Below are 20,677 nucleotides of genomic sequence, written 5' to 3'. Positions count from 1 at the left end.
GGACGCAGAAATATCGGGCCGGCTTTAAGAAAAAAAGAATTGACTTCTTTGAAAATAAATATACTGTTTATTTGTACAGTATTTAAAGGATAAGGAGTTCCTAATGTCATCTTCGCCATTCCTTCGGACAATCCGGGATTATATGCTGGTACGTAATTACAGCCCCAGAACGATTAAGTCGTATTTATACTGGATCAAATTCTACATTATTTTCCATAAGAAAAAACACCCCAATGAGTTGCTCGCTGCTGACGTTGAAGCTTTCTTAACGTATCTAGCGGTGCACCGGAAGGTTTCCTCTGCTACTCAGGCTATAGCGCTGAACGCGTTGGTCTTTCTCTATAAGAATGTCATACAGCGTCCAATAGGAGATATTGGAGACTTTCGCCATGCTCGTAGGCAGCGCAAGCTGCCGGTAGTTCTTAATAAGGATGAGGTACGTGCTTTAATTGCCCAATTCGATGACACTAGGCTACTTATGGTTTCGTTGCTTTATGGATCGGGATTACGGCGTATTGAGTTGGTTAGGCTGCGTGTAAAAGACGTTAATCTTGATCACTTACAATTGCAAATTTGGTATGGCAAGGGCGGAAAACACAGAGTAGTCACTCTTGCTCCTGAGCTGGTTAACCTGATTAAGATGCAAGTGCTGAAGGTTAAAAAATTGCTGGAAGTGGATTGCTTGGTTGAGAGTTACGCCGGTGTATGGTTGCCAAACGCGCTATCTCGCAAGTACCCTAGCGCGAGTAAAGAGTTGGGTTGGCAGTATTTGTTTCCGTCTACGCGGCTCAGCTTGGAGCCTGGAACGGTTAAGTTACGTCGTCATCATGTTGATGAGTCTGCCGTTAACAAAATGATCCGAGCTGCGCGCCAAAAAGCAAACATTCAAAAAGACGTCACCAGTCACACCCTGCGCCATTCCTTTGCCACTCATCTGCTGCAATCCGGCGCAGACATTCGCACCGTACAAGAGCAATTGGGCCATGCTGACGTTAAAACCACAGAAATTTATACGCATGTGCTGAATCGAGGTGCGCGGGGGGTGCGTAGCCCTTTATCTGACCTGATCTAGATGGCACCGTGCTGTTTTAGTGCTGTTATATAATCTCCCGCCTGCTGATGTTGAGAAATCACGCTTAGCAGGGTTTTTCCTAAAGGGTTCTGCGCATTAATATCGTGGCCAGCGCTAATAAAAAGTGCTAAAAACTGGGCAAAGTAGTCGGCGGTCATGCCTCGATAGGCGCGTTCCAGTATGTTGTAGTCAGAATTGACACCTTCCGGAGGGCGGATATTCAGAAATAATTTTAAGCGTGCCTCGTCGAATACTTCATCGATGACTTTTGCTTTGTCTTTTTTTAATGCCATTTTTGTTCCTAAGTGTTTAATTTACTTAAAAGTATCTCGTTAACCTGCTTTGGATTGGCCTGCCCCTTCGAGACTTTCATCACCTGCCCGACAAAAAAACCGAGCATTTTAGGACGCTTACTGTCGTCGGCGTTGCGGTAGTTTTCGACCTGTGCTGCATGGTTGGCGATAACCTCATCCACCAGGGCTTCAATCGCGCCGCTGTCGGAAACCTGTTTGAGTCCCTTGGCGGCGATGATTTGATCGGCATCGCCTTCACCATTCCACATGGCTTCAAACACGGTCTTGGCCATTTTGCCGGAAATACTATCATCCTGAATACGTTGCAGTAGGCCTGCCAATTGGTCGGCGGAAATGGGGCTTTGGCTTATTTCCGTATTGTCTTTGTTTAAGGCCGCAGCGAGTTCGCCATTCACCCAGTTGGCGGCAAGCTTGGCATCGCCAATAGTCTGTGCCACGGTTTCAAAAAATTCGGCGGTCTCACGTTCGCTGGAAAGTAAGTCCGCATCGTAGGGGGTGAGTTGGAATTCATCGATAAACCGATGGCGCTTTTGCTGAGGCAGCTCGGGCAGGCTGTCGCGGATAGCTTGAATGTAATCTGCTTCCAGCACAATTGGTAGCAGATCAGGGTCGGGGAAGTAACGGTAATCGTTGGCTTCCTCTTTGCTGCGCATGGAGCGGGTTTCGTCCTTGTCGGAATCGTAAAGCCGCGTTTCCTGCACAACTTTGCCGCCGCTTTCCAACAGGTCAATCTGGCGTTCTACTTCATGGTTGATGGCTTTTTCAACAAAGCGGAAGGAGTTAACGTTTTTGATTTCCGCACGGGTGCCGAATTCCTTTTGTCCTTTTGGCCGCACCGAAACGTTGGCGTCGCAGCGCATGGAGCCTTCGGCCATATTGCCGTCGGAAATACCCAAATAGCGGATCAGTGAGTGAATCTTTTTAAGATAGGCAACGGCTTCTTTGGCAGAGCGTAAATCCGGCTCGGAAACGATTTCCAATAAAGGTGTGCCGGTGCGGTTGAGGTCGATGCCGGTCATGCCGTGCCCATGTATTTCAAAAGTGGCTTCGTGCAGGGATTTCCCCGCATCTTCTTCGAGGTGCGCGCGGGTGACGCCGATTTCCCGGATTGATCCGTCGTCCAGCGTAATCTCAATATGGCCCTTGCCGACGATAGGTAACTCCATCTGACTGATTTGATAGCCTTTGGGCAAGTCGGGATAGAAATAGTTTTTGCGTGCGAAGACGGATTTTTCGCCAATATGGGCATCAATCGCCAAGCCAAATTTAACCGCCATCCTCACCGCCTCTTCATTGAGCACGGGCAGTACGCCGGGAAAGCCAAGATCGATGGCGCTGGCTTGGGTGTTGGGCTCAGCGCCAAAGGCGGTGCTGGAGCCGGAAAAGATTTTAGATTGGGTGGCGAGTTGGACGTGAATTTCCAATCCGATCACAGTTTCCCATTGCATTGTCTGTTTAGCCTCTTGTTCTCAATTTGATTCTTAGAGTCGATCTCTATTCAATGTTGTTCGGTTTTTGCTGATGCCAATCGGTTGCCTGCTGGTAGCGATGGGCGATATTCAATAACCGTGCTTCATCAAAATAGTTGCCGATTAAATGCAACCCAACCGGTTTGTTATTGACCATACCACAGGGCACGGACATACCTGGTAGCCCCGCCAAATTGGTGGATATGGTAAAGATATCTGCTAGGTACATGCTCACTGGGTCGCTGGTTTTTTCGCCGAGATTAAAGGCGGTCGATGGTGAAGTTGGGCCCATAATAACGTCGACTTCCTGGAAGGCTTTAACGAAGTCCTCTTTGATCAGACGGCGAAGTTTTTGCGCCTTGAGGTAGTAGGCGTCGAAGTAGCCTTCGGATAGTACGTAGGTACCGATTAAAATACGCCGTTTCACTTCACGGCCAAACCCTTCGGCACGGGAGCGCTTATAAAGGTCTTCCAAATCTTTGGGGTCTTGGCAGCGATAGCCAAAGCGGACGGCGTCGAAGCGAGATAGGTTGGAGGAACATTCCGCGGGAGCAATCACATAGTAAACCGGCACGGAAAGATCGCTGTGCGGTAGGCTGATTTCTTTGACGGTGGCGCCTAATTTCTCATATTCCCGAATTGCGGTTTGGATTGCTTCGGCGATAGCCGGATCCAAGCCCTCGCTAAAAAACTCTTTCGGTAAGCCGATGCGTAAACCTTCCAAGCTGTTGTCGAGGTCTGCGCAATAGTCGGGCACGGGGCTGTCGATGCTGGTGGAGTCTTTCGGGTCGAATCCGGCCATGACATCCAGCATCATGGCGCAATCTTGTGCGCTGCGGGCAATCGGGCCGGCCTGGTCGAGGCTGGAGGCGAAAGCAATCATGCCCCAGCGAGAAATACGACCATAGGTTGGTTTTAGACCCGTCACGCCGCACAGTGCGGCAGGTTGGCGAATGGAGCCGCCCGTATCGGTGGCGGTGGCCCCTGGCGCCAAACGAGCCGCAATTGCCGCCGCAGAACCGCCGGAAGAGCCGCCGGGTACACAGGTGGTATCCCAGGGGTTTTTCACTGGGCCATAGAAACTGGTTTCGTTGGAGGAGCCCATGGCGAACTCGTCCATATTGGTTTTGCCTAGGCAAACCGCGCCCGCATTCTTAAACTGGGTCACTATAGCGGCGTCATAGGGGGCGATGAAATTATCCAAAATTTTTGAGGCACAGGTAGTTTTTATACCTTGGGTCAGGAAAATATCTTTGTGGGCAATGGGTATGCCGGTAAAGGGTTTCGCGTCGCCTGCTGTTCTCATGCTATCGGCGTGGCGGGCAGCATTCATTGCCTGTTCATCGGTGACGCTGATAAAGGCGTTGTATTGCCCATCAAGGCGCTTAATGCGCTGCAAAAAATCCTGGGTGAGTTCGACACTGGAGTACTCGCCTTTGGCCAACCCTTGGCTGAGCTCGGCAATGGTTTTATTGTGCATTGGGGTTATATCCTGAAATCATTGTAGACCCGGCGAAAGCCCGGCAACTCTGAGTGATTAATCACTCGCAATCTGGTTAATCAATTACTCGGGGTACTAAATACAGACCATTTTCTGTTGCGGGAGCGATTTGCTGGAAGTAATCCCGCTGGTTTTCTTCGGTGACCTGGTCGGGGCGCAGGCGTTGCACTGCATCCGTTGGATGTGCCATGGGTTCGATCTGGTCGGTGTTGACTGCTTGCATCTGGTCGACAAGGGCGAGGATGTTGGCAAGGTCTTGTGTGTAACCCTCGATGTCGTTCTCATCGATTGCAATACGCGCCAGGTGAGCGGCATTTTGTACGTCGGTTCGTTGGATTGTCATCCTTTCTCTCGCATTTGATCTATACTGTTCAATTAATTCAATGTTTGTAGCGTGGCCGTGCTCTATTTTTGCGGATTGAGTGGCGCTTACACAAACGGATTTTAGCGGCCAGCACGCTGGCCTGGAAAAAGAAGCAGAACTTACCACATTTCTGCCTTGCTCTAAATCCCCAGCGTTGATACATTTGCGGATTTAGCGCAATAAGGCCAAATTCAAGGCGATTATACATGTCGATTTTTAAAAAAATACGTGGTTTATTCTCAACGGATCTATCCATTGATCTGGGAACCGCCAATACCCTTATCTATGTGCGCGATAAAGGTATTGTTCTGAATGAACCTTCGGTGGTGGCCATTCGTACGGTGGGTAACCAAAAAACCGTTACCGCTGTGGGTACCGATGCTAAGCGCATGCTCGGTAAGACGCCTGGTAATATCACCGCGATTCGACCACTGAAGGACGGGGTTATCGCCGACTTTCTGGTGACAGAGAAAATGTTGCAGCATTTTATTAACAGGGCGCATGAGCATAATTTTATCAAACCGAGCCCGCGGGTTTTGGTCTGCGTGCCCTGCCAATCAACGCAGGTGGAGCGCCGGGCAATTAAAGAGTCGGCATTAGGGGCGGGTGCCCGCGAAGTGTATTTGATTGATGAGCCCATGGCTGCGGCAATCGGCGCTGGTTTGCCTGTCGATGAAGCATCCGGTTCTATGGTCATTGATATCGGTGGCGGTACTACTGAAATTGCGATTATTTCTCTCAGCGGTATTGTCTATGCCGAATCAGTGCGTGTGGGTGGTGATCGTTTTGATGAAGCGATTGTTACCTATGTACGACGTAACTATGGCAGCCTGATCGGTGACGCAACAGCGGAGCGAATCAAGCAGGAAATTGGCTCGGCCTATCCCAGCGACGAAGTTCGTGAAATTGACGTGCGTGGGCGTAACCTGGCGGAAGGTATACCGCGCAGTTTTACACTCAATAGCAATGAAGTATTGGAAGCTTTGCAGGAACCGTTGTCGGCCATTGTGCAAGCAGTAAAAAGTGCGTTGGAGCAATCGCCGCCGGAACTGGCATCGGATATTGCGGAAACCGGCTTGGTGCTTACCGGTGGTGGTGCGTTATTGCGCGACCTTGACCGTTTGCTGAGTGAAGAAACCGGGTTGCCGGTATTAGTGGCTGATGATCCTCTCACCTGTGTTGCTCGGGGCGGCGGTAAAGCATTGGAGTGGATCGATCTCGGGGTAGATTTGACCTCTCGAGATTAACTTAAAAATAGCGATGGTCTAGCTGGTCTAGGCTAACCAAAAAACCGCATCTTTTGGGATAGCGGTTTTTTTGTTTCACCACCCTCGTTTTACCTAGGGCGCGTCATGCCGCACAGGTGGAGGACATGTTATCAAGCTGTTGCGGTAAAAGTTTGCTGAGAAATACAGGCGTTAGGCATTGTGTTGCCCAAGGCTTTCCCGAATAATAGGTGAAGTTTATGATTAAATACAAAAATAACAAGGGGTTAGGCAATTAAGCCGTTATTTTTAAAAGATACGGACATTGGTCTACGTTTGTTAGTATTTTCCGTCGCCTCATTGGCGCTGCTATTTGCTGATTATCGATTCCGGCAAATGGATGCGGTGCGCTCAATATTAAGCACTGCGTTAGCGCCCATTCAAATTGTGGCTGACGTACCTTCGCAGCTTTGGCATTGGGTGGATCGTATGAGTGCCGATTACGAGCAACTGCATACGGAAAATGGAGAGCTCAAATCCCAAGCGTTGATCTTACAGCGCGAACTTCAGAAAATGGAAGCCTTGGCAGCGGAGAATATTCGGCTGCGGGGGCTTCTTAATGGTGCTGCCCAACTGGATGAAACGGTGATGGTGGCGGAGGTCATCGGCATCGATCCAGATCCCTTCACACACGAGCTGGTAATCAACAAAGGCTTTCGAGAAGGTGTGGTGGCAGGACAAGCATTGGTGGATGCACGGGGGGTTATGGGGCAGGTGACGACGGTTAACCGTTATACCAGTCGGGTACTATTGATCAGTGATGCGCGTCATGCGATGCCAGTGCAGGTCAACCGTAATGGTGTGCGGGCCATTGCTGCCGGAAAGGGGTCTTTCGATGAGTTGGAGCTTTTGAATTTGCCTGATACCGCAGATATCCAACCGGGTGACCTGCTGATTAGTTCGGGGCTGGGTGGTCGTTTTCCCTTTGGCTATCCGGTAGCGGTAGTGGCGACAGTGAAACACGATCCCGGTCAACCCTTTGCTGAGGTGACGGCTAAGCCGAGCGCACGTTTGGCACGCAGCAGGCAGGTGATTCTAGTATCTAGTCCGCAGCCGGTTGGCACTGCAAGCACCCCAGCGCAGGGAGAAGAATAATGGCACGGCGATCCGGTAGCGGTGTAATTCTGGTTTCATTAATCATTGCGCTCATATTAAGTTTGTTACCCTTGCCGGAGAATCTACAAAGCTGGCGTCCGGAATGGGTGTTGTTGGTGCTCTTCTACTGGTTGGTTGCTTTGCCGGAAAGAATCGGCTTTGGCGTCGCCTGGTCCTTGGGTATCGTGCTGGATGTGATGGAAGGAAGCTTACTGGGACTCAATGCGCTGGCGCTGACGGTCGTTGCTTACTTCTCCCTCTTGTTTTACCAAAGACTACGCATGTTCAGTTGGTTGCAGCAGGCGCTGTCTGTGTTTGTCTTGGTTGCTTTAAATCAATTTTTGTGTCATTGGATTAAAGGAATCTTGGGCTCTTCGGTGCAAACGCTGATGTTTTTGGTGCCAGCGTTCGTTAGCGCGTTACTATGGCCTTGGGTGTTCGTGGTGATGCGCGGAGTGAGGCGTAATTTTAATGTTAACTAAAAGCAAGTGCCGACGTGGAGTTAGGGTTTTTGGCTAACCCTAAGTTATACCTTGCCTCGGCTTCACCACGTCGTCGTGAGTTGCTATCGCAAATCGGTGTTACCTTTGAAACTCTCCGGGTGAGGGTGGATGAAAGCTTGCGTTCTGGGGAGTCTCCGCAAACCTATGTGACAAGGCTGGCTTTGGCTAAAGCACGGGCGGGATGGCAGCAATCTGCGTTAGCATTAAAATTACCGGTGTTGGGTGCGGATACAACGGTGGTTTGTGATGGTCGTATCATGGGTAAGCCATTGGATCGAACAGATGGTTTGGCTATGTTGCGACATCTATCAGGTAAAGCACATCAGGTATGGTCGGCGGTTGCCATTGTTCAGGCTGGTCGGGAGGATAGCCGGACAGTGGTCACGGAGGTGTATTTTCGTGTGTTGGCAGAGGGTGAAGCTGAAGCCTATTGGCAAACGGGAGAGCCTTGCGATAAAGCCGGAGCTTATGGCATCCAGGGCTATGCGAGTATTTTTGTTGCCCGCATTGAAGGTAGCTATTCCAATGTGGTGGGATTACCGTTGATGGAGACGGCACAATTGTTAGCCGAATTTGATGTACCTATCTGGAATTGAAGAGTAGTTTGGGCTAGGTTTAAATGGATCGTTTTAAAAGAAAAGGCGATAAAATACTGGCTTACTAGCCGTCGATAACAGGACAATAGGATAGGACGTTGAGTGAAGAAATTCTGATAAATATTTCCCCCATGGAAACCCGTGTCGGCGTGCTGGAAAATGGCATGTTGCAGGAAGTTTATATTGAGCGTTCGAGTAAACGGGGGTTGGTGGGGAATATCTATAAAGGCAAGGTGCTCCGGGTGTTGCCAGGAATGCAGGCGGCCTTTGTTGATGTTGGGCTTGAGCGTTCGGCGTTTATCCATACGGCAGACATCGTTACGCTCAATGATGATGGTATTGAGGAACGGGAAAAAAATACTGCTGATATATGTGAAGCGCTCAAGGAAGGTGAGTCAATCATTGTGCAGGTAACCAAGGATCCGATTGGCACCAAGGGCGCGCGCTTAACGACCCATTTGTCATTGCCATCGCGCTACCTGGTATATATGCCGCGCACCCAGCATATAGGCATTTCGCAACGTATTGAAGATGAACAGGAGCGACAACGCCTGACGGCCTTAGTGAAGGAGTGTATTGGCGCTGAAGGTCTTGAAGGCAATGCAGGCTTTATTATCAGAACAGTGGCGGAAGGGGTTGGTAAAGACGAAATAGCCGCTGATATTCGTTTCCTAAAACGTTTATGGGGTTCCGTTGAGGGAGCAACCAATAGTGCGAAGGCACCCTGTAATATTTATGAAGAGCTGCCGCTCTACCTACGGTCAATGAGAGATTTCATTCGTCCCGGCCTGGAAAAGGTACGGGTGGATTCACAGGAATCCTTTTTAAAAATACAATCCTTTGTGGATTCCTATGTGCCGGAGTTGGATGGCCGCGTTGAACTTTATCAAGGCGAGCGCCCGATCTTTGATCTTTATAATGTCGAAGATGAAGTACAAAAAGCATTGGGTCGAAAAGTATCCTTAAAATCAGGTGGTTATCTTATTTTTGATCAAACCGAAGCCATGACCACTATTGATATCAACACGGGTGCCTTTGTCGGCCATCGCAATTTGGAAGAAACCATATTTAAAACCAATCTGGAAGCGACCACGGCCATTGGCAGGCAGTTACGATTACGTAATATCGGCGGTATTATTATTATCGATTTTATCGATATGCTTGATGCTGAGCATCAGCGTCAGGTTATGCGCATGCTGGAAAAGGTCTTGGAGCGCGATCATGCCAAAACCAATATTGTTGGTATGTCTGATCTGGGCTTAGTAGAGATGACGCGCAAGCGTACTCGCGAAAGCTTACAACAGATAGTTTGCGAACCATGCCCTGAATGCGATGGTCGCGGCTCAGTAAAAACGGCAGAGACAGTTTGCTATGAAGTATTACGAGAAATTTTGCGTCAGGCACGTGCCTATAGCGCGAGTTCGCAGAGCTTTTTGGTATTAGCTTCCCAGGCAGTTGCTGAACGTTTGTTGGATGAAGATTCATCCAGTCTGGCTGATTTGGAAACCTTTATAAATAGAAGAGTCACTATTCAGTTGGAGCCGATGTATGCCCAGGAGGAATTTGATGTGGTATTCCGGTAGGGCAATCAACCACGGTTCTGTATAAAAGTTAAGCGATACTCCGGTCTCATACATTTCTTAATTACGATGCCTCAAATCCAGTGGTTATCATCCACCATTCAGAGTGGGTTAAGGTATACTCCGCATAATGATGGCCTAAGGCTTTTGAGACGCGCGACACAGTGAATTCGTTACTTAAATACATCGTCCACAAAATCTGGCTAATTACGTTATTGGCCCTGGTCTTGGTAGCGGTATACGTCAGCCTGGGACGGGTCATGCTGCCCCGACTGCATCAATATCAAGAGCCTATTAAGACTTATCTCTCCGAAAAAATGGGCAGCCCGGTTTATTTTGAGCAATTGCAGGGCGCTTGGCAGGGTTTTCAACCAGCACTCTCCCTTCGCCATTTTTCAATACAAACATCGACACAAACGGAGCCTTTCAAACTGCGCGAACTGGTCATTCGCCTGGATGTGTGGCAATCGATGTTGCAAAGGCAACCAGTGTTTAGCACGATCAGTCTGGAAGGGATGGCCTTGCGGCTGAGTCGCAATGAAGGGGGGCAATGGCAGCTTGAAGATACCGAAACACGAGCTTCAGCGGAGAACAGTACTGCACAGTTAGTTGCGTTGTTGTTGGCGCAGGGTAAAGTTCAGATACGAGATGCGCAATTAGTACTGTTGCTTGATGAAGGCCAACAAAAGCAGCTCAATATTACAGACTGGCAGTTGCATTGTGTGCAGTCGATTTGTTCCAGCAAAGGTCAGCTAATGTTGGATGCGGAGCAGGAAAGACAGATTTCTTTCGCTATGAATATGCATAACCATCCTGGAGAGAAGGATTTCCAATTAGATGCTTATGTTCAATGGAGCCCTTTATCGATAGAAGAATGGTTGCCGATAATGGGGGAAATGCTACCGGTAAAGCTTAAAACGGGTACTTTTTTACTGGGTGGGAAAGTTTGGCTGAGTGTCGAAAATGGTCGGTTGATGGATGTACGCGGAGCCATCAACGCGCCTAAATTGCTGCTAACGTCCGTAGCACAAAACATAGCGCCAGTTGAAGACTTACAAACCGCTTTTTTTTGGCGCAGAAACGAAGGTTTGGGTCAGAACAGTTGGCGCTTAGTGCTGCAAGAGTTCGGTTTTAAATGGCAAGATGAAGTTTTTGTTTCGAAGCAACAGGATTGGTCATTGGCAAAGCAGGATGAGCAGCGCTTGCTCAGCTTGGTAGCTGATGCAGTCGAGTTACAGTTCTTCTCGCACTTATTTCTATCGCTGGACCAGCTTCCGGATACAATCAGAAAATTACTCACACGGCTACAGCCGCGTGGCCGACTTACCAATGCACATCTGCAATACCGGTTAACTGCTAAGGACAAGGTCGATGATATTCCGCTGTTTTTGCTGGAGGCGAACTTGGATGAGGTGGGCGTATCGGCCTGGAAAAATGCACCGGCGGTTGATGGGGTTAATGGCTATCTAAAAGTCACGCCGAGCGGCGGAATGGTCGATTTTTCATCGAACGACTTTAGGCTATTTTTTCCAAATCTCTATTCTGAGCAATGGCACTATCAACAGGCGTCGGGTTTGGTACGTTGGAAAAACCAGGGACGATCATTTTGGCTCTATGGTGATCACCTTAAGCTGATGGGGAACACTGGCAAGCTGGAAGGGAAATTCGGTCTTGCAGCCCCACGCAATGGTATCGAACCGAGGCTGGATTTGCTGGTGAGTATGAGGGATGCACCCGCCAAACCCGCTCTGACCTATGTGCCAGATAAAAAAGTCAGCCCCGAACTGCTGAGCTGGCTGACACAAGCCGTTCAAGCTGGGGAAGTGCGTAATGCGGAATTTGTTTATTCCGGTTCCGCTGCCAAGGGGGCGTCGGAAGCGACACGCACGATGCGGTTGGATATCAATGCTGAGCAAGTGGATTTATCCTATTTACCGGATTGGCCAGCACTTCGAAAAGCCAACGCGCGGATTCTAGTGAAAGATAAACAGACCCATGTGATCGCTGCTTCAGGGCAGATATATGATGTACGCATTGAACAACTGCAAGCTGACTTTACGGCGAGTGAGGCGGGCGGTGATTTAGTCATCAAATCAAATCTTTCCGGCCCTGTTAGTGATGGCCTGAAGTTATTGACGGAAACACCGCTAAGAAAAACGCTATTTGATCTGATAGACGATTTTAAAGCACAGGGTGATATGAAGTTGGCGTTGGCGCTGGCGATCCCGCTAAAAGGGCAGTCACCACTTAAGACAGCGGTCGTTCTGGAGACCGATAACACAAAATTTTCGATACCTTCTTTAAACCTGTCTTTTGATCAAATAAAAGGGAGTTTTGACTATCGTGAGAACGCAGGGTTGAATGCCGGGCAGGTGACCGGCCGTGTGTTTGGCGAACCGTTCCTGGCGAAGATTTCCTCAAGTGTTCGAACGGTGTTAGGCGGAGGCCAAAAACAGCAGACGCAAATAAGGTTAAATGGCGCAATCACAGCTAAGGCGCTACGACAGTGGATACAGCATCCGTTGTTTAGTCGATTTGAGGGTAAAACCGATTATCAGGCGGAATTGAATTTTGGTGCTAAGGAAGGTAACGGTATAGTGATTTTGTCGGACTTAAAGGGTATCGATGTTAACCTGCCGCAACCCTTCTCCAAAGCCGCAAATCAAAGGCAACCTTTAACCTATATGATTAGCCTGGATGATAGTCCGATTCATTATCTGAGCTATGCAAACCTGTTGCAATTTGCTTTACGTTACGCCGAGGGAAGCTATCAGCAGGGGGAGATTAGGGTTGGCGGAGATCCGGCCGTATTTGAAAATATTCCAGGTATTCGTCTGCAGGGAGATATTGCTTATTTGGATATAGAACAGTGGCAGACATTGTTTAATGCGATGTATGAGAGTGCTCCTGCGTCAGAAGGGAGAACCGGAGAAGAGGTCGCTACGACAAAGGCTAAGTCTTCAAATATGGCGCTCTTAAAACGAGTACGCTTGAATGTGGATAGCTTAAAATTTATAGGACAGACCTTAGAGCAGGTGATTATCGAGGCGGAGCAAATAAACCGTGACTGGTTGCTCAGATTTGAGAATCCTGTCATTAAGGGGCAATTGATCGCCTATTCCAATAACAGCAAACCCACGGATATCAAACTGGATTATCTGCGTTTGCCGAAATCCTCGAAGGAGGGCGCCGACCCGCTGACGGATGTGTCGCCCCAAAAATTGGCATTGTTAGATTTTAGTACAAAGGAGCTCAGTCTGGGTGAGCACAACTACGGGAGTTGGGCCTTCAACATTAGACCAAATGATAAGGGTGCACGAATAGAGCAAATTATCACCGATGCGGGCGGTCTTAAAATTTTGGGCGATATCGACTGGGGCTATGATGAAGCCGTCCACACCAGCCGATTTGTCGGTACAGTGAAGACCAGTGATGTTGGTGGCGCACTTGAGAGTTGGGGCTATAGTCGTTCGATTGAAGCGAAAGAGGGTGGTGCGAGCGGTAACCTAAGCTGGCCAGGAACGCCTGCGGCATTTTCTCTCAAAAATGCCAGCGGAGAGTTAAAATTACACAGTCAGGAAGGGCGGTTGCTGGAAGTGGAGGGCTCCGCTAATGTACTCCGGCTGTTTGGCATATTTAATTTCAGCTCTTTGGCGAGACGCTTACGACTCGATTTTTCCGATCTATTTAAGAAGGGCTATAGCTTCGATACATTGAAAGGCGAACTGGCTTTTCAGACGGGTGAAGTGCAAATTGCCGATTCGTTAATCATTGATGGGCCTTCGGCTAAGTTTAAAATTGATGGCCGCACCGATCTGATTAACGAGCAACTGGATCAGGATATGATCGTAGTGCTGCCCGTCGGGGATAATATTCCTATTGCCGCTACCATTGTTGGTGCACCGCAGGTGGGCATTCCTCTGTATTTACTTAATAAAGTGTTCGGCGATATGTTTGAGCGTTTTACCAGTGCGCGTTATCGCGTGACAGGGTCCTGGGATGATCCAAAAATTGAATTGGTGAAAATGTTTGAAAACCGTTCTACTAAAAATCATTCTGTGGTTGAGCCGGGAGCAGGCTCGACTGCGGCAAGTCAATAGGGAGAAACTAGATGGTGTGTGTTGCTGCAATTCAAATGGTCAGTGGTGATAATATTGATACCAATCTTGAAGTGACACAAAGCCTGGTAAAGGGAGCGACTGAGCAAGGTGCCCAATTAGTTGTTTTGCCGGAAAATTTTGCGCTTTTTTCCACCGTTAAACTTCAGCAAGCGGGTATTCAAGAAATCGAATCGGCAGGCCCGATCCGTAGTTTTCTTTCCAATTTAGCCAGGAATAATAAAGTGTGGATTGTGGCGGGCAGTGTTCCCGTGGCGGCCCGGCCAGATGGTCATTTGCTGGAAAATCACGTCCGTGCTGCTTGCTTTGTCTATGACGATCAAGGCAATGAGGTTTGCCGTTACGATAAAATTCATCTGTTCGATGTGGATGTTGCCGATAGCTATGGTAGCTACAGAGAATCGGACGCCATTGAGCCGGGAGAACGGGTGCAGGTGGTAGAGACCCCTTTCGGCCGTCTTGGTTTAAGTATTTGCTACGATCTCAGGTTTCCTGAACTGTTTCGGTTGTTGTCAGATAAAGGCGCGGAAATTATCACCCTGCCCTCGGCTTTTACCGCAGTGACCGGAATGGCGCACTGGGAAGTGTTGCTGCGCGCCAGGGCAATTGAGAACCTTTGTTATATTGTGGGTGCGAATCAGGGCGGGCGTCATTCTAAATCCCGAGAAACCTTTGGCCATAGTATGATTGTCGATCCCTGGGGACGGGTATTGGCGCAAAAAGATAAAGGTGCCGGTGTGGTTTTGGCGGATATCAATATGGAATATCTGAAAGAAATCAGGGTGCGGATGCCTGTTGCTAAGCATCAACGCTTAAGGATGCGGGTTGAATAAACTATTGTTGTATCCAGTTTGTCGTTGTATCCAGGCTGTATGAGGATTGATACGTTAGGGTGTCATCAGTTCTCGCAATTCACGAAAGAGTTTTCGGTAACCACCTAAATCTTTCCCCTTGTCACGTTCCTTGAGCGTGTTGCGGATTAATTGTCGTAAATGTTGCACATTCACCTGGGGGTATTCGTCGATAAATGCGGTGATGCTGTTTGGGTCGTTCAATAGGCGTTCGCGCCAAGTTTCAATTTGATGAAAATGTTGCGTGTGCGTGGCATGGCTGGAGTCAAACAGGTTTAACACCTGGGCGATCGCTTCGGCATCTGCGTTACGCATTAATCGTCCGAGATACTGTAATTGACGACGTTTTGCTTCGTGCTTGGTAAGGCGCTGGTACTCTTTAATCGCGAGGAAAACATTTTCTTCAACGGGAACCTGACTGAGTTGTTCGTTATTTAACTCCGTCAGTCGTTTGCCCATCTCTTGCAAGGCTTCCATTTCACGCTTTATCTGGCTTTTACTTTTTTCATCAGACTCTAATTCAGGGCTATTGGGTTCTTGAATCATGATGATATTTCTCTTATTGGATTTGGTATTTGTGCGTTAGGCATAAAATAATGTGGCGAGACCGAGAAAGGCCATGAAGCCAACGATATCGGTAATGGTGGTCAAGACAACGCTACCGGCAATGGCGGGGTCGACACCAAAGGTACGTAATATGCTCGGTAAAGAGGCGCCGGCAATAGCTGCCACGACTAAATTGATGACAACCGCTAAAGCGATGACGATACCGATAGTTTTGTCATTAAACCACCAGATGGCGACTGCAGCCACCACCACTGCCCAAACAAGGCCGCTGATCAAACCGACAATGGCTTCGCGACGAATGAGCCATCGCGTATTGGCGCCAGCGACATGTCCAAGTGCAATCCCGCGGATCATGAGTGTTAGCGTCTGGCTGCCAGCGACACCGCCCATACTGGCGACAATTGGCATTAGGATAGCCAGCGCTACAACCTTGTCGATGGCGGCTTCAAACAGGCCGATGACATAGGATGCCATAAAGGCGGTCAGTAGATTAATGAATAGCCAAACGGAACGGCGTTTGGTGGTTTTCCAAATAGGCGCGAAGGTATCTTCGTCTTCATCCAAGCCCGCCATTCCCATGAAAGAATGCTCTGCTTCTTCGCGGATAACGTCGACCACGTCATCAATGGTAATACGTCCGAGCAAGACGCGATTGTTATCAACCACTGGTGCTGAAACCAAGTCATGGCGCTCAAATAGCTGGGCAACTTCGAGTTCAGGCATTTCGGCTGTGATGGTAATGACATCAGTATTCATCAATTCACGAACGGAGGAACTTGGGTCACTGACCAGAATTTTACTGATGGGCAGAATCCCCACTAGTTCATCTTTACGATTCACTACCGGCAGGTTGTCGGTCATGTCTGGGATTTTAGGGTGCAGCCGCAAATACCTGAGTACGACATCGATAGTAATGTCCGGTCGAACGGTGATGGTATCGATGTTCATCAAGCCGCCAGCCGTGTCTTCCGGGTAAGACAATACCTGTTCCAAACGGTGGCGGTTTTGGCTGTCCATGGAGCGCAGTACTTCCTGGATGATCTGGTCAGGAAGTTGTTGCAGTAGGTCAGCGATATCATCAAGATCAAGGCCGGCGGTGACATCGACCAATTCTTGAGGATTCATTTTGCTCAATATTTCAGAGCTAATATCTTCGCTGAGGTGCTGTAGGATTTCACCGCCCAGCTCGCGGTCAATCAGATTCCAAAGTACGTTGCGGACTTTTGGGGGTGATGATTCTAGTAAGTGGGCAACGTCTACAGCGGGTAAGCTGCGATTAAGGATGCGGCGCACCTGCACGAAGGCTCCGCTATCGAGAGCTTCGTTAAGATTGAGCAATTGCTCTTTGGTGGCAGCACTATCCCGATGTAACATAATTTTTCCTAGCGAGCCGTGTGGCGTGAAAAACCGTAAAACTTTCCGCTTACTTCGTGTGAAATGATTCCTTTGAGCCGGAACAAACCAAGGCGGATTTTCGCAGCAATACCTATGGCATGCAAGAACAGCCGCGTAGCGTCAGCAGAAGTTGCCGAAATAATTTTGGGTTTTCAAAACTAGGGTTAGTAAGTCGCTGGTTCAGGTTCGCCAGAATAACGGATAGACGATTTGAGTGGCGGGTGTTTTACGAGTAAGCATAAATTGATATGTTGCAAGGCGGGACTGTGGATTCGCGCTGACAGCAAGAGCCTAATGGTCTATTCACCCTCGTCAAAACGATTGTTGATCAGGTTTGCAATCGCTGTATAGGCAGCGTCCTCATCCGGACCATCCACCTCTATTTCGAGGCTAGTACCTTGGCTGGCAGCTAACAACATCACTGACATGATACTTTTGGCATCAACCATGCGTGATTCATAGCCTATTTTGATTTGACTGGAGAATCCTGCCGCCTCGCTGACGAGTTTGCCAGCTGCACGTGCATGTAGGCCAAGTTTGTTAATGATGATGATTTGTTCTTTGATCATGCGTTGACCGATCCTAGTTCACGATGCCGAACCTGTACATTGGATGAAGGTTGACGAAACTTTTCCGCCAGTCGTTCGGCCAGATACACCGAACGGTGTTGCCCCCCCGTACAACCAATGGCGACCGTCATATAGCTACGATTATTGGCTTCGAAACAGGGTAACCATTTTTCCAAGTAGCGACAAATATCAGTGAACATATCTTCGACGATGGAGTGGTTCTGGAAGAATTCGATAATTTCCTGATCTTTGCCGGTAAGGTCTCTGAGGTTGGCATCCCAGTGAGGATTGGGTAAACAGCGTACGTCGAAGACTAAATCCGCATCGACGGGAACGCCACGCTTAAAGCCGAAGGACTCAAACAGTAGCGCGAGTTTAGTCGAGCTTTGATGCGCAATTTGCTGGGTGACGATATCTCTTAACTGGTGCATGCTGAGATGCGTCGTATCAATTTTTAAGTCAGCGAGCGAAGCGATCGGATCAAGTAGCTCACTTTCTCTATGAATGGATTCTTCGAGTGAAGTGGATTCGTCGCTTAATGGATGCTTACGACGGGTCGCGCTAAAGCGCTTCAATATGGTTTGATCGTCTGCATCCAGATAGGCAATACTGTAGTTAATACTGGTCTTATCGATGCTCTTAATGATATCGGGAAAGCGCTTTAGGTTTGCCGGTAGGTTACGCGCATCGATGCTTATGGCGATCTGACGTTTACCCTCGGTTTGATGCTGCTGCATTTCTTCAATCAATGCAGGTAGCAGGCCGCCCGGGATATTATCAATGCAATAATAGCCCAGGTCTTCCAAAACATGTAATGCAGTACTCTTTCCTGAACCGGATCGACCACTGATAATGACGAGCTTCATTGTGCTGCCTGCTTGTTAACTGACGCCGATATGCCTCGTCGCGGCTAGGTAGAGCTGCTCATTATTTTGAGCTTGCCTTAAACTTGAGCGGAATTCCTGCTGCCCAAATTTTTCGGCGATAGCCTGTAGCGCCAGCAAATGTTCACCAACCGCCTCCTGAGGGACTAATAATACAAATACCAGATCAACAGGTTGACCGTCAATGGCATCAAAGTCAATGGACTCAGTTAACTGCAATAGGAATCCGATAATTTGTTTGCAGTTGACGATTCTACAATGGGGTAGCGCAACCCCATCACCCAAGCCAGTGCTACCAAGGCGCTCGCGTTCAAGTAGGCTATCGTAAGTGGCTTCTGTATCGATCTCTGGGTGCTGGGATGAGACGAGTTTTGCAATAGTTTCAAAAAGACGTTTTTTACTTCCCCCTTGCACACCCGCTAGGGTGCACTCGGGGGAAAGGAACTGCTCTATGTGCATGTAATTAACTTAATTTGAATTTATCTGGAGGTGGCGCCTTGCATTCTGGCGAGGGTTTTTTCTTTATGTTTAATCAACTGACGATCTAACTTATCTGTGAGCAAGTCAATGGCAGCGTACATGTCGTCATGCGCAGCATTAGCGACAACGTCAGCGCCGGCGATATGGATGGTGGCGTCGGCCATCTGTCGTTGTTTTTCTATGCTTAGGGTGACGTTAATGCTGGTGATTTGATCGAAATGACGTTCTAGCTTTTCAAGTTTATTGTTGATGAAGTCTTTTAGTGCAGTGGTAACATCGATGTGATGACCGCTTATCGTTACTTGCATATTTTAGCTCCTTACTATTTCAAGGTTTTACGCTGTTGCAGTGCTAATATTCGGAGTGGGGCATCGCCAGATTAGGGTAGTCCAGTTCGCCTGTTTAGAAAACCATCCTAACCATGCATAGGGTGAGGGGTTGATTTTGCTTGGCGGGCAATCGTGTAACCCGTTATTTGTAGATGTTTTAACTCCTATATTAGTTGTTTTCGTTCATTTGATGGTGGAATCATCAGCGCCTCACGGTATTTTGCTATAGTTCTCCTTGCAACTTTAATCCCTTGGTCGGCCAAGATATGCGCTATTTTGCTGTCGCTCAAGGGTTTGGTTGGTGTTTCTGCAGCAACCAGCTTCTTAATAATCGCACGAATTGCGGTTGATGAACAGCCCATTCCGCTATCCGTATCGACATGACTGGAAAAGAAATATTTCAGCTCAAAAATACCCGCAGGAGTGTGCATAAATTTCTGTGTGGTAACGCGGGAAATAGTCGATTCGTGCATATCAACGGCGGTAGCAATATCGTGCAATACCAAGGGTTTCATTGCTTCCGCACCGAAATCCAGAAAGTCGCTTTGGATCTTAACAATTTCAGATGCCACTTTGAGCAAAGTTTCATTGCGGCTTTGCAGGCTTTTTAAAAACCAGCGTGCCTCCTGGAGGTGGTTACGAAGATAAGTGTTATCGTTGCTGTTGTCGGCGCGCTTGACCATTGCCGCATAGGTGGCGTTGATCTTCACCTTGGGCATGGCGTCGGGATTGAGTTCAACTGTCCAGTTACCCTTGTTTTTTCTTACCACGACATCCGGTATGACATATTCCGGACTGGTATCGTTAATAATCTCTCCAGGCCTTGGGTTCAGACTTTGAATGAGTTGAATAACCTGGAGCAAGTCTTCTTCTTTTAATTTGGTACGGCGCATTAACTGCACATAATCGCGATTGCCGAGGAGGTGTAGGTAGTTGCCAACAATATCTTTCGCAATTGCCAGCAGCGGTAGCTCAGATGGTAATTGCATCAATTGAATCGTTAGGCATTCGCCAATATCGCGAGCACAGACACCAATAGGGTCGAAATGTTGTAAGCGGTGCAGTACCGCCTCTACTTCGTCCAGCTCTACTTCATCATGTGTAATTTCTTCGTGTCGCGTGAGTTCAATGTTGACGCTGGCGACGATACTTTCAGTGGAGGTTTTCAGATAACCTTCGTTATTGACACTGTCGATGATAGTAATCGCGATCAGGCGATCAACGTCTGACATTGGGGTTAGGTTTAACTGCCAGATTAGGTGATCCCTGATTGATTCGGTGACGCTAGCATTAACTTCAAAATTATAGGCATCGCTGTCGGCTGAGGAATAATTTGACGTAGGCATATTTTGATAAACGTCATCCCAGGCGCTATCAGTGGGTAGTTCGTCAGGAATGTTGTCAGACCATTCGTTGGCGTTATCATCATCGCTGCTAGTATTCGAACTGACACCATTTAGATTTTCTGACAGGCTAATATCATTGCTAGCAGTGGAATCATTGCTATCGGTATCCGTTTCGCTCGGGTCCAGGGCCTCGAGCATTGGATTCGAGTCTAGTGTTTCTTGTATTTCCTGCTGTAAATCAAGGGTTGATAGCTGCAACAGGCGAATAGCCTGCTGCAACTGGGGCGTCATTGTTAGGTTCTGGCTAATTCTGAGCTGTAACGATGGCTTCATAAAATTCTTATTACTATTGGCTCTATGAGCTGCTCTAGGGTTGAGT

The 20,677-nt window shown here is 48.3% G+C and carries 19 protein-coding genes; 8 read left to right on the top strand and 11 right to left on the bottom strand.

Features of this window, described 5'->3' with window-relative positions; genetic code table 11:
- The first annotated feature begins 103 nt into the window (after positions 1-103).
- A complete protein-coding gene (locus tag H6995_12920) occupies positions 104-1,072 on the top strand; it encodes an integron integrase (GenBank protein ID MCP5215899.1) in 969 nt (322 codons plus the stop codon).
- Here the strand turns inward: H6995_12920 and H6995_12915 are convergent.
- The 4 genes from H6995_12915 to gatC form a co-directional block, all read right to left on the bottom strand.
- Positions 1,069-1,365 carry a PA4642 family protein gene (locus H6995_12915; GenBank protein MCP5215898.1) on the bottom strand — a complete coding sequence of 99 codons (297 nt, stop codon included), beginning with the start codon at positions 1,363-1,365 and terminating at the stop codon, positions 1,069-1,071. The two genes, H6995_12920 and H6995_12915, sit on opposite strands and share 4 nt — an antisense overlap.
- An 8-nt stretch (positions 1,366-1,373) precedes the next feature.
- A complete protein-coding gene (gene gatB / locus H6995_12910; GenBank protein ID MCP5215897.1) occupies positions 1,374-2,834 on the bottom strand; it encodes an Asp-tRNA(Asn)/Glu-tRNA(Gln) amidotransferase subunit GatB in 1,461 nt (486 codons plus the stop codon).
- A 46-nt stretch (positions 2,835-2,880) separates the two neighbouring features.
- A complete protein-coding gene (gatA, locus tag H6995_12905; protein ID MCP5215896.1) occupies positions 2,881-4,335 on the bottom strand; it encodes an Asp-tRNA(Asn)/Glu-tRNA(Gln) amidotransferase subunit GatA in 1,455 nt (484 codons plus the stop codon).
- A gap of 76 nt (positions 4,336-4,411) precedes the next feature.
- Positions 4,412-4,699 carry an Asp-tRNA(Asn)/Glu-tRNA(Gln) amidotransferase subunit GatC gene (gene gatC, locus H6995_12900; protein MCP5215895.1) on the bottom strand — a complete coding sequence of 96 codons (288 nt, stop codon included), beginning with the start codon at positions 4,697-4,699 and terminating at the stop codon, positions 4,412-4,414.
- A 233-nt stretch (positions 4,700-4,932) separates the two neighbouring features.
- Between gatC and H6995_12895 the strand changes: the two genes are divergently transcribed.
- The 7 genes from H6995_12895 (at position 4,933) to H6995_12865 (ending at position 14,710) form a co-directional block, all read left to right on the top strand.
- The gene (locus tag H6995_12895; GenBank protein MCP5215894.1) at positions 4,933-5,967 is read left to right on the top strand and encodes a rod shape-determining protein; all 1,035 of its coding nucleotides are present in this window, start codon (positions 4,933-4,935) and stop codon (positions 5,965-5,967) included.
- 294 nt (positions 5,968-6,261) lie between these two features.
- Positions 6,262-7,080: a rod shape-determining protein MreC gene (mreC, locus tag H6995_12890; protein ID MCP5215893.1), complete on the top strand. Its 819-nt coding sequence runs from the start codon at positions 6,262-6,264 to the stop codon at positions 7,078-7,080.
- The gene (gene mreD / locus H6995_12885; GenBank protein MCP5215892.1) at positions 7,080-7,562 is read left to right on the top strand and encodes a rod shape-determining protein MreD; all 483 of its coding nucleotides are present in this window, start codon (positions 7,080-7,082) and stop codon (positions 7,560-7,562) included. Before mreC ends, mreD begins: the two co-directional genes overlap by 1 nt.
- A gap of 29 nt (positions 7,563-7,591) precedes the next feature.
- The gene (maf, locus tag H6995_12880) at positions 7,592-8,179 is read left to right on the top strand and encodes a septum formation inhibitor Maf (protein ID MCP5215891.1); all 588 of its coding nucleotides are present in this window, start codon (positions 7,592-7,594) and stop codon (positions 8,177-8,179) included.
- 98 nt (positions 8,180-8,277) lie between these two features.
- Complete coding sequence (gene rng / locus H6995_12875; protein ID MCP5215890.1) at positions 8,278-9,762, top strand: ribonuclease G; 1,485 nt, start codon at positions 8,278-8,280, stop codon at positions 9,760-9,762.
- 161 nt (positions 9,763-9,923) lie between these two features.
- Positions 9,924-13,859, top strand: coding sequence for a TIGR02099 family protein (locus H6995_12870; GenBank protein MCP5215889.1), 3,936 nt, complete (start codon positions 9,924-9,926; stop codon positions 13,857-13,859).
- 11 nt (positions 13,860-13,870) lie between these two features.
- Positions 13,871-14,710, top strand: a complete 840-nt coding sequence (locus H6995_12865; protein MCP5215888.1) for a carbon-nitrogen hydrolase family protein — start codon at positions 13,871-13,873, stop codon at positions 14,708-14,710.
- A 54-nt stretch (positions 14,711-14,764) separates the two neighbouring features.
- On the opposite strand, the gene H6995_12860 is transcribed toward H6995_12865, so the two are convergent.
- The 7 genes from H6995_12860 to H6995_12830 form a co-directional block, all read right to left on the bottom strand.
- A complete protein-coding gene (locus H6995_12860) occupies positions 14,765-15,274 on the bottom strand; it encodes a DUF615 domain-containing protein (GenBank protein MCP5215887.1) in 510 nt (169 codons plus the stop codon).
- 36 nt (positions 15,275-15,310) lie between these two features.
- The gene (gene mgtE / locus H6995_12855; GenBank protein MCP5215886.1) at positions 15,311-16,669 is read right to left on the bottom strand and encodes a magnesium transporter; all 1,359 of its coding nucleotides are present in this window, start codon (positions 16,667-16,669) and stop codon (positions 15,311-15,313) included.
- A gap of 320 nt (positions 16,670-16,989) precedes the next feature.
- Positions 16,990-17,259 (bottom strand): HPr family phosphocarrier protein, encoded by a 270-nt coding sequence (locus tag H6995_12850; protein MCP5215885.1) that lies wholly within the window; start codon positions 17,257-17,259, stop codon positions 16,990-16,992.
- Positions 17,256-18,125 carry an RNase adapter RapZ gene (gene rapZ, locus H6995_12845; GenBank protein MCP5215884.1) on the bottom strand — a complete coding sequence of 290 codons (870 nt, stop codon included), beginning with the start codon at positions 18,123-18,125 and terminating at the stop codon, positions 17,256-17,258. The genes H6995_12850 and rapZ overlap by 4 nt, the downstream gene beginning before the upstream one ends.
- Positions 18,126-18,140: 15 nt before the next feature.
- The gene (gene ptsN, locus H6995_12840) at positions 18,141-18,602 is read right to left on the bottom strand and encodes a PTS IIA-like nitrogen regulatory protein PtsN (protein MCP5215883.1); all 462 of its coding nucleotides are present in this window, start codon (positions 18,600-18,602) and stop codon (positions 18,141-18,143) included.
- Between the two features lie 20 nt (positions 18,603-18,622).
- Positions 18,623-18,931, bottom strand: a complete 309-nt coding sequence (gene raiA / locus H6995_12835) for a ribosome-associated translation inhibitor RaiA (protein ID MCP5215882.1) — start codon at positions 18,929-18,931, stop codon at positions 18,623-18,625.
- Between the two features lie 185 nt (positions 18,932-19,116).
- Positions 19,117-20,631, bottom strand: coding sequence for an RNA polymerase factor sigma-54 (locus H6995_12830; protein ID MCP5215881.1), 1,515 nt, complete (start codon positions 20,629-20,631; stop codon positions 19,117-19,119).
- Positions 20,632-20,677 lie beyond the last annotated feature (46 nt).

This window comes from Pseudomonadales bacterium (assembly GCA_024234615.1).
Taxonomy (GTDB): Bacteria; Pseudomonadota; Gammaproteobacteria; order Pseudomonadales; family IMCC2047; genus JAJFKB01.
This window is presented reverse-complemented; position numbering and strand designations above follow the sequence as displayed.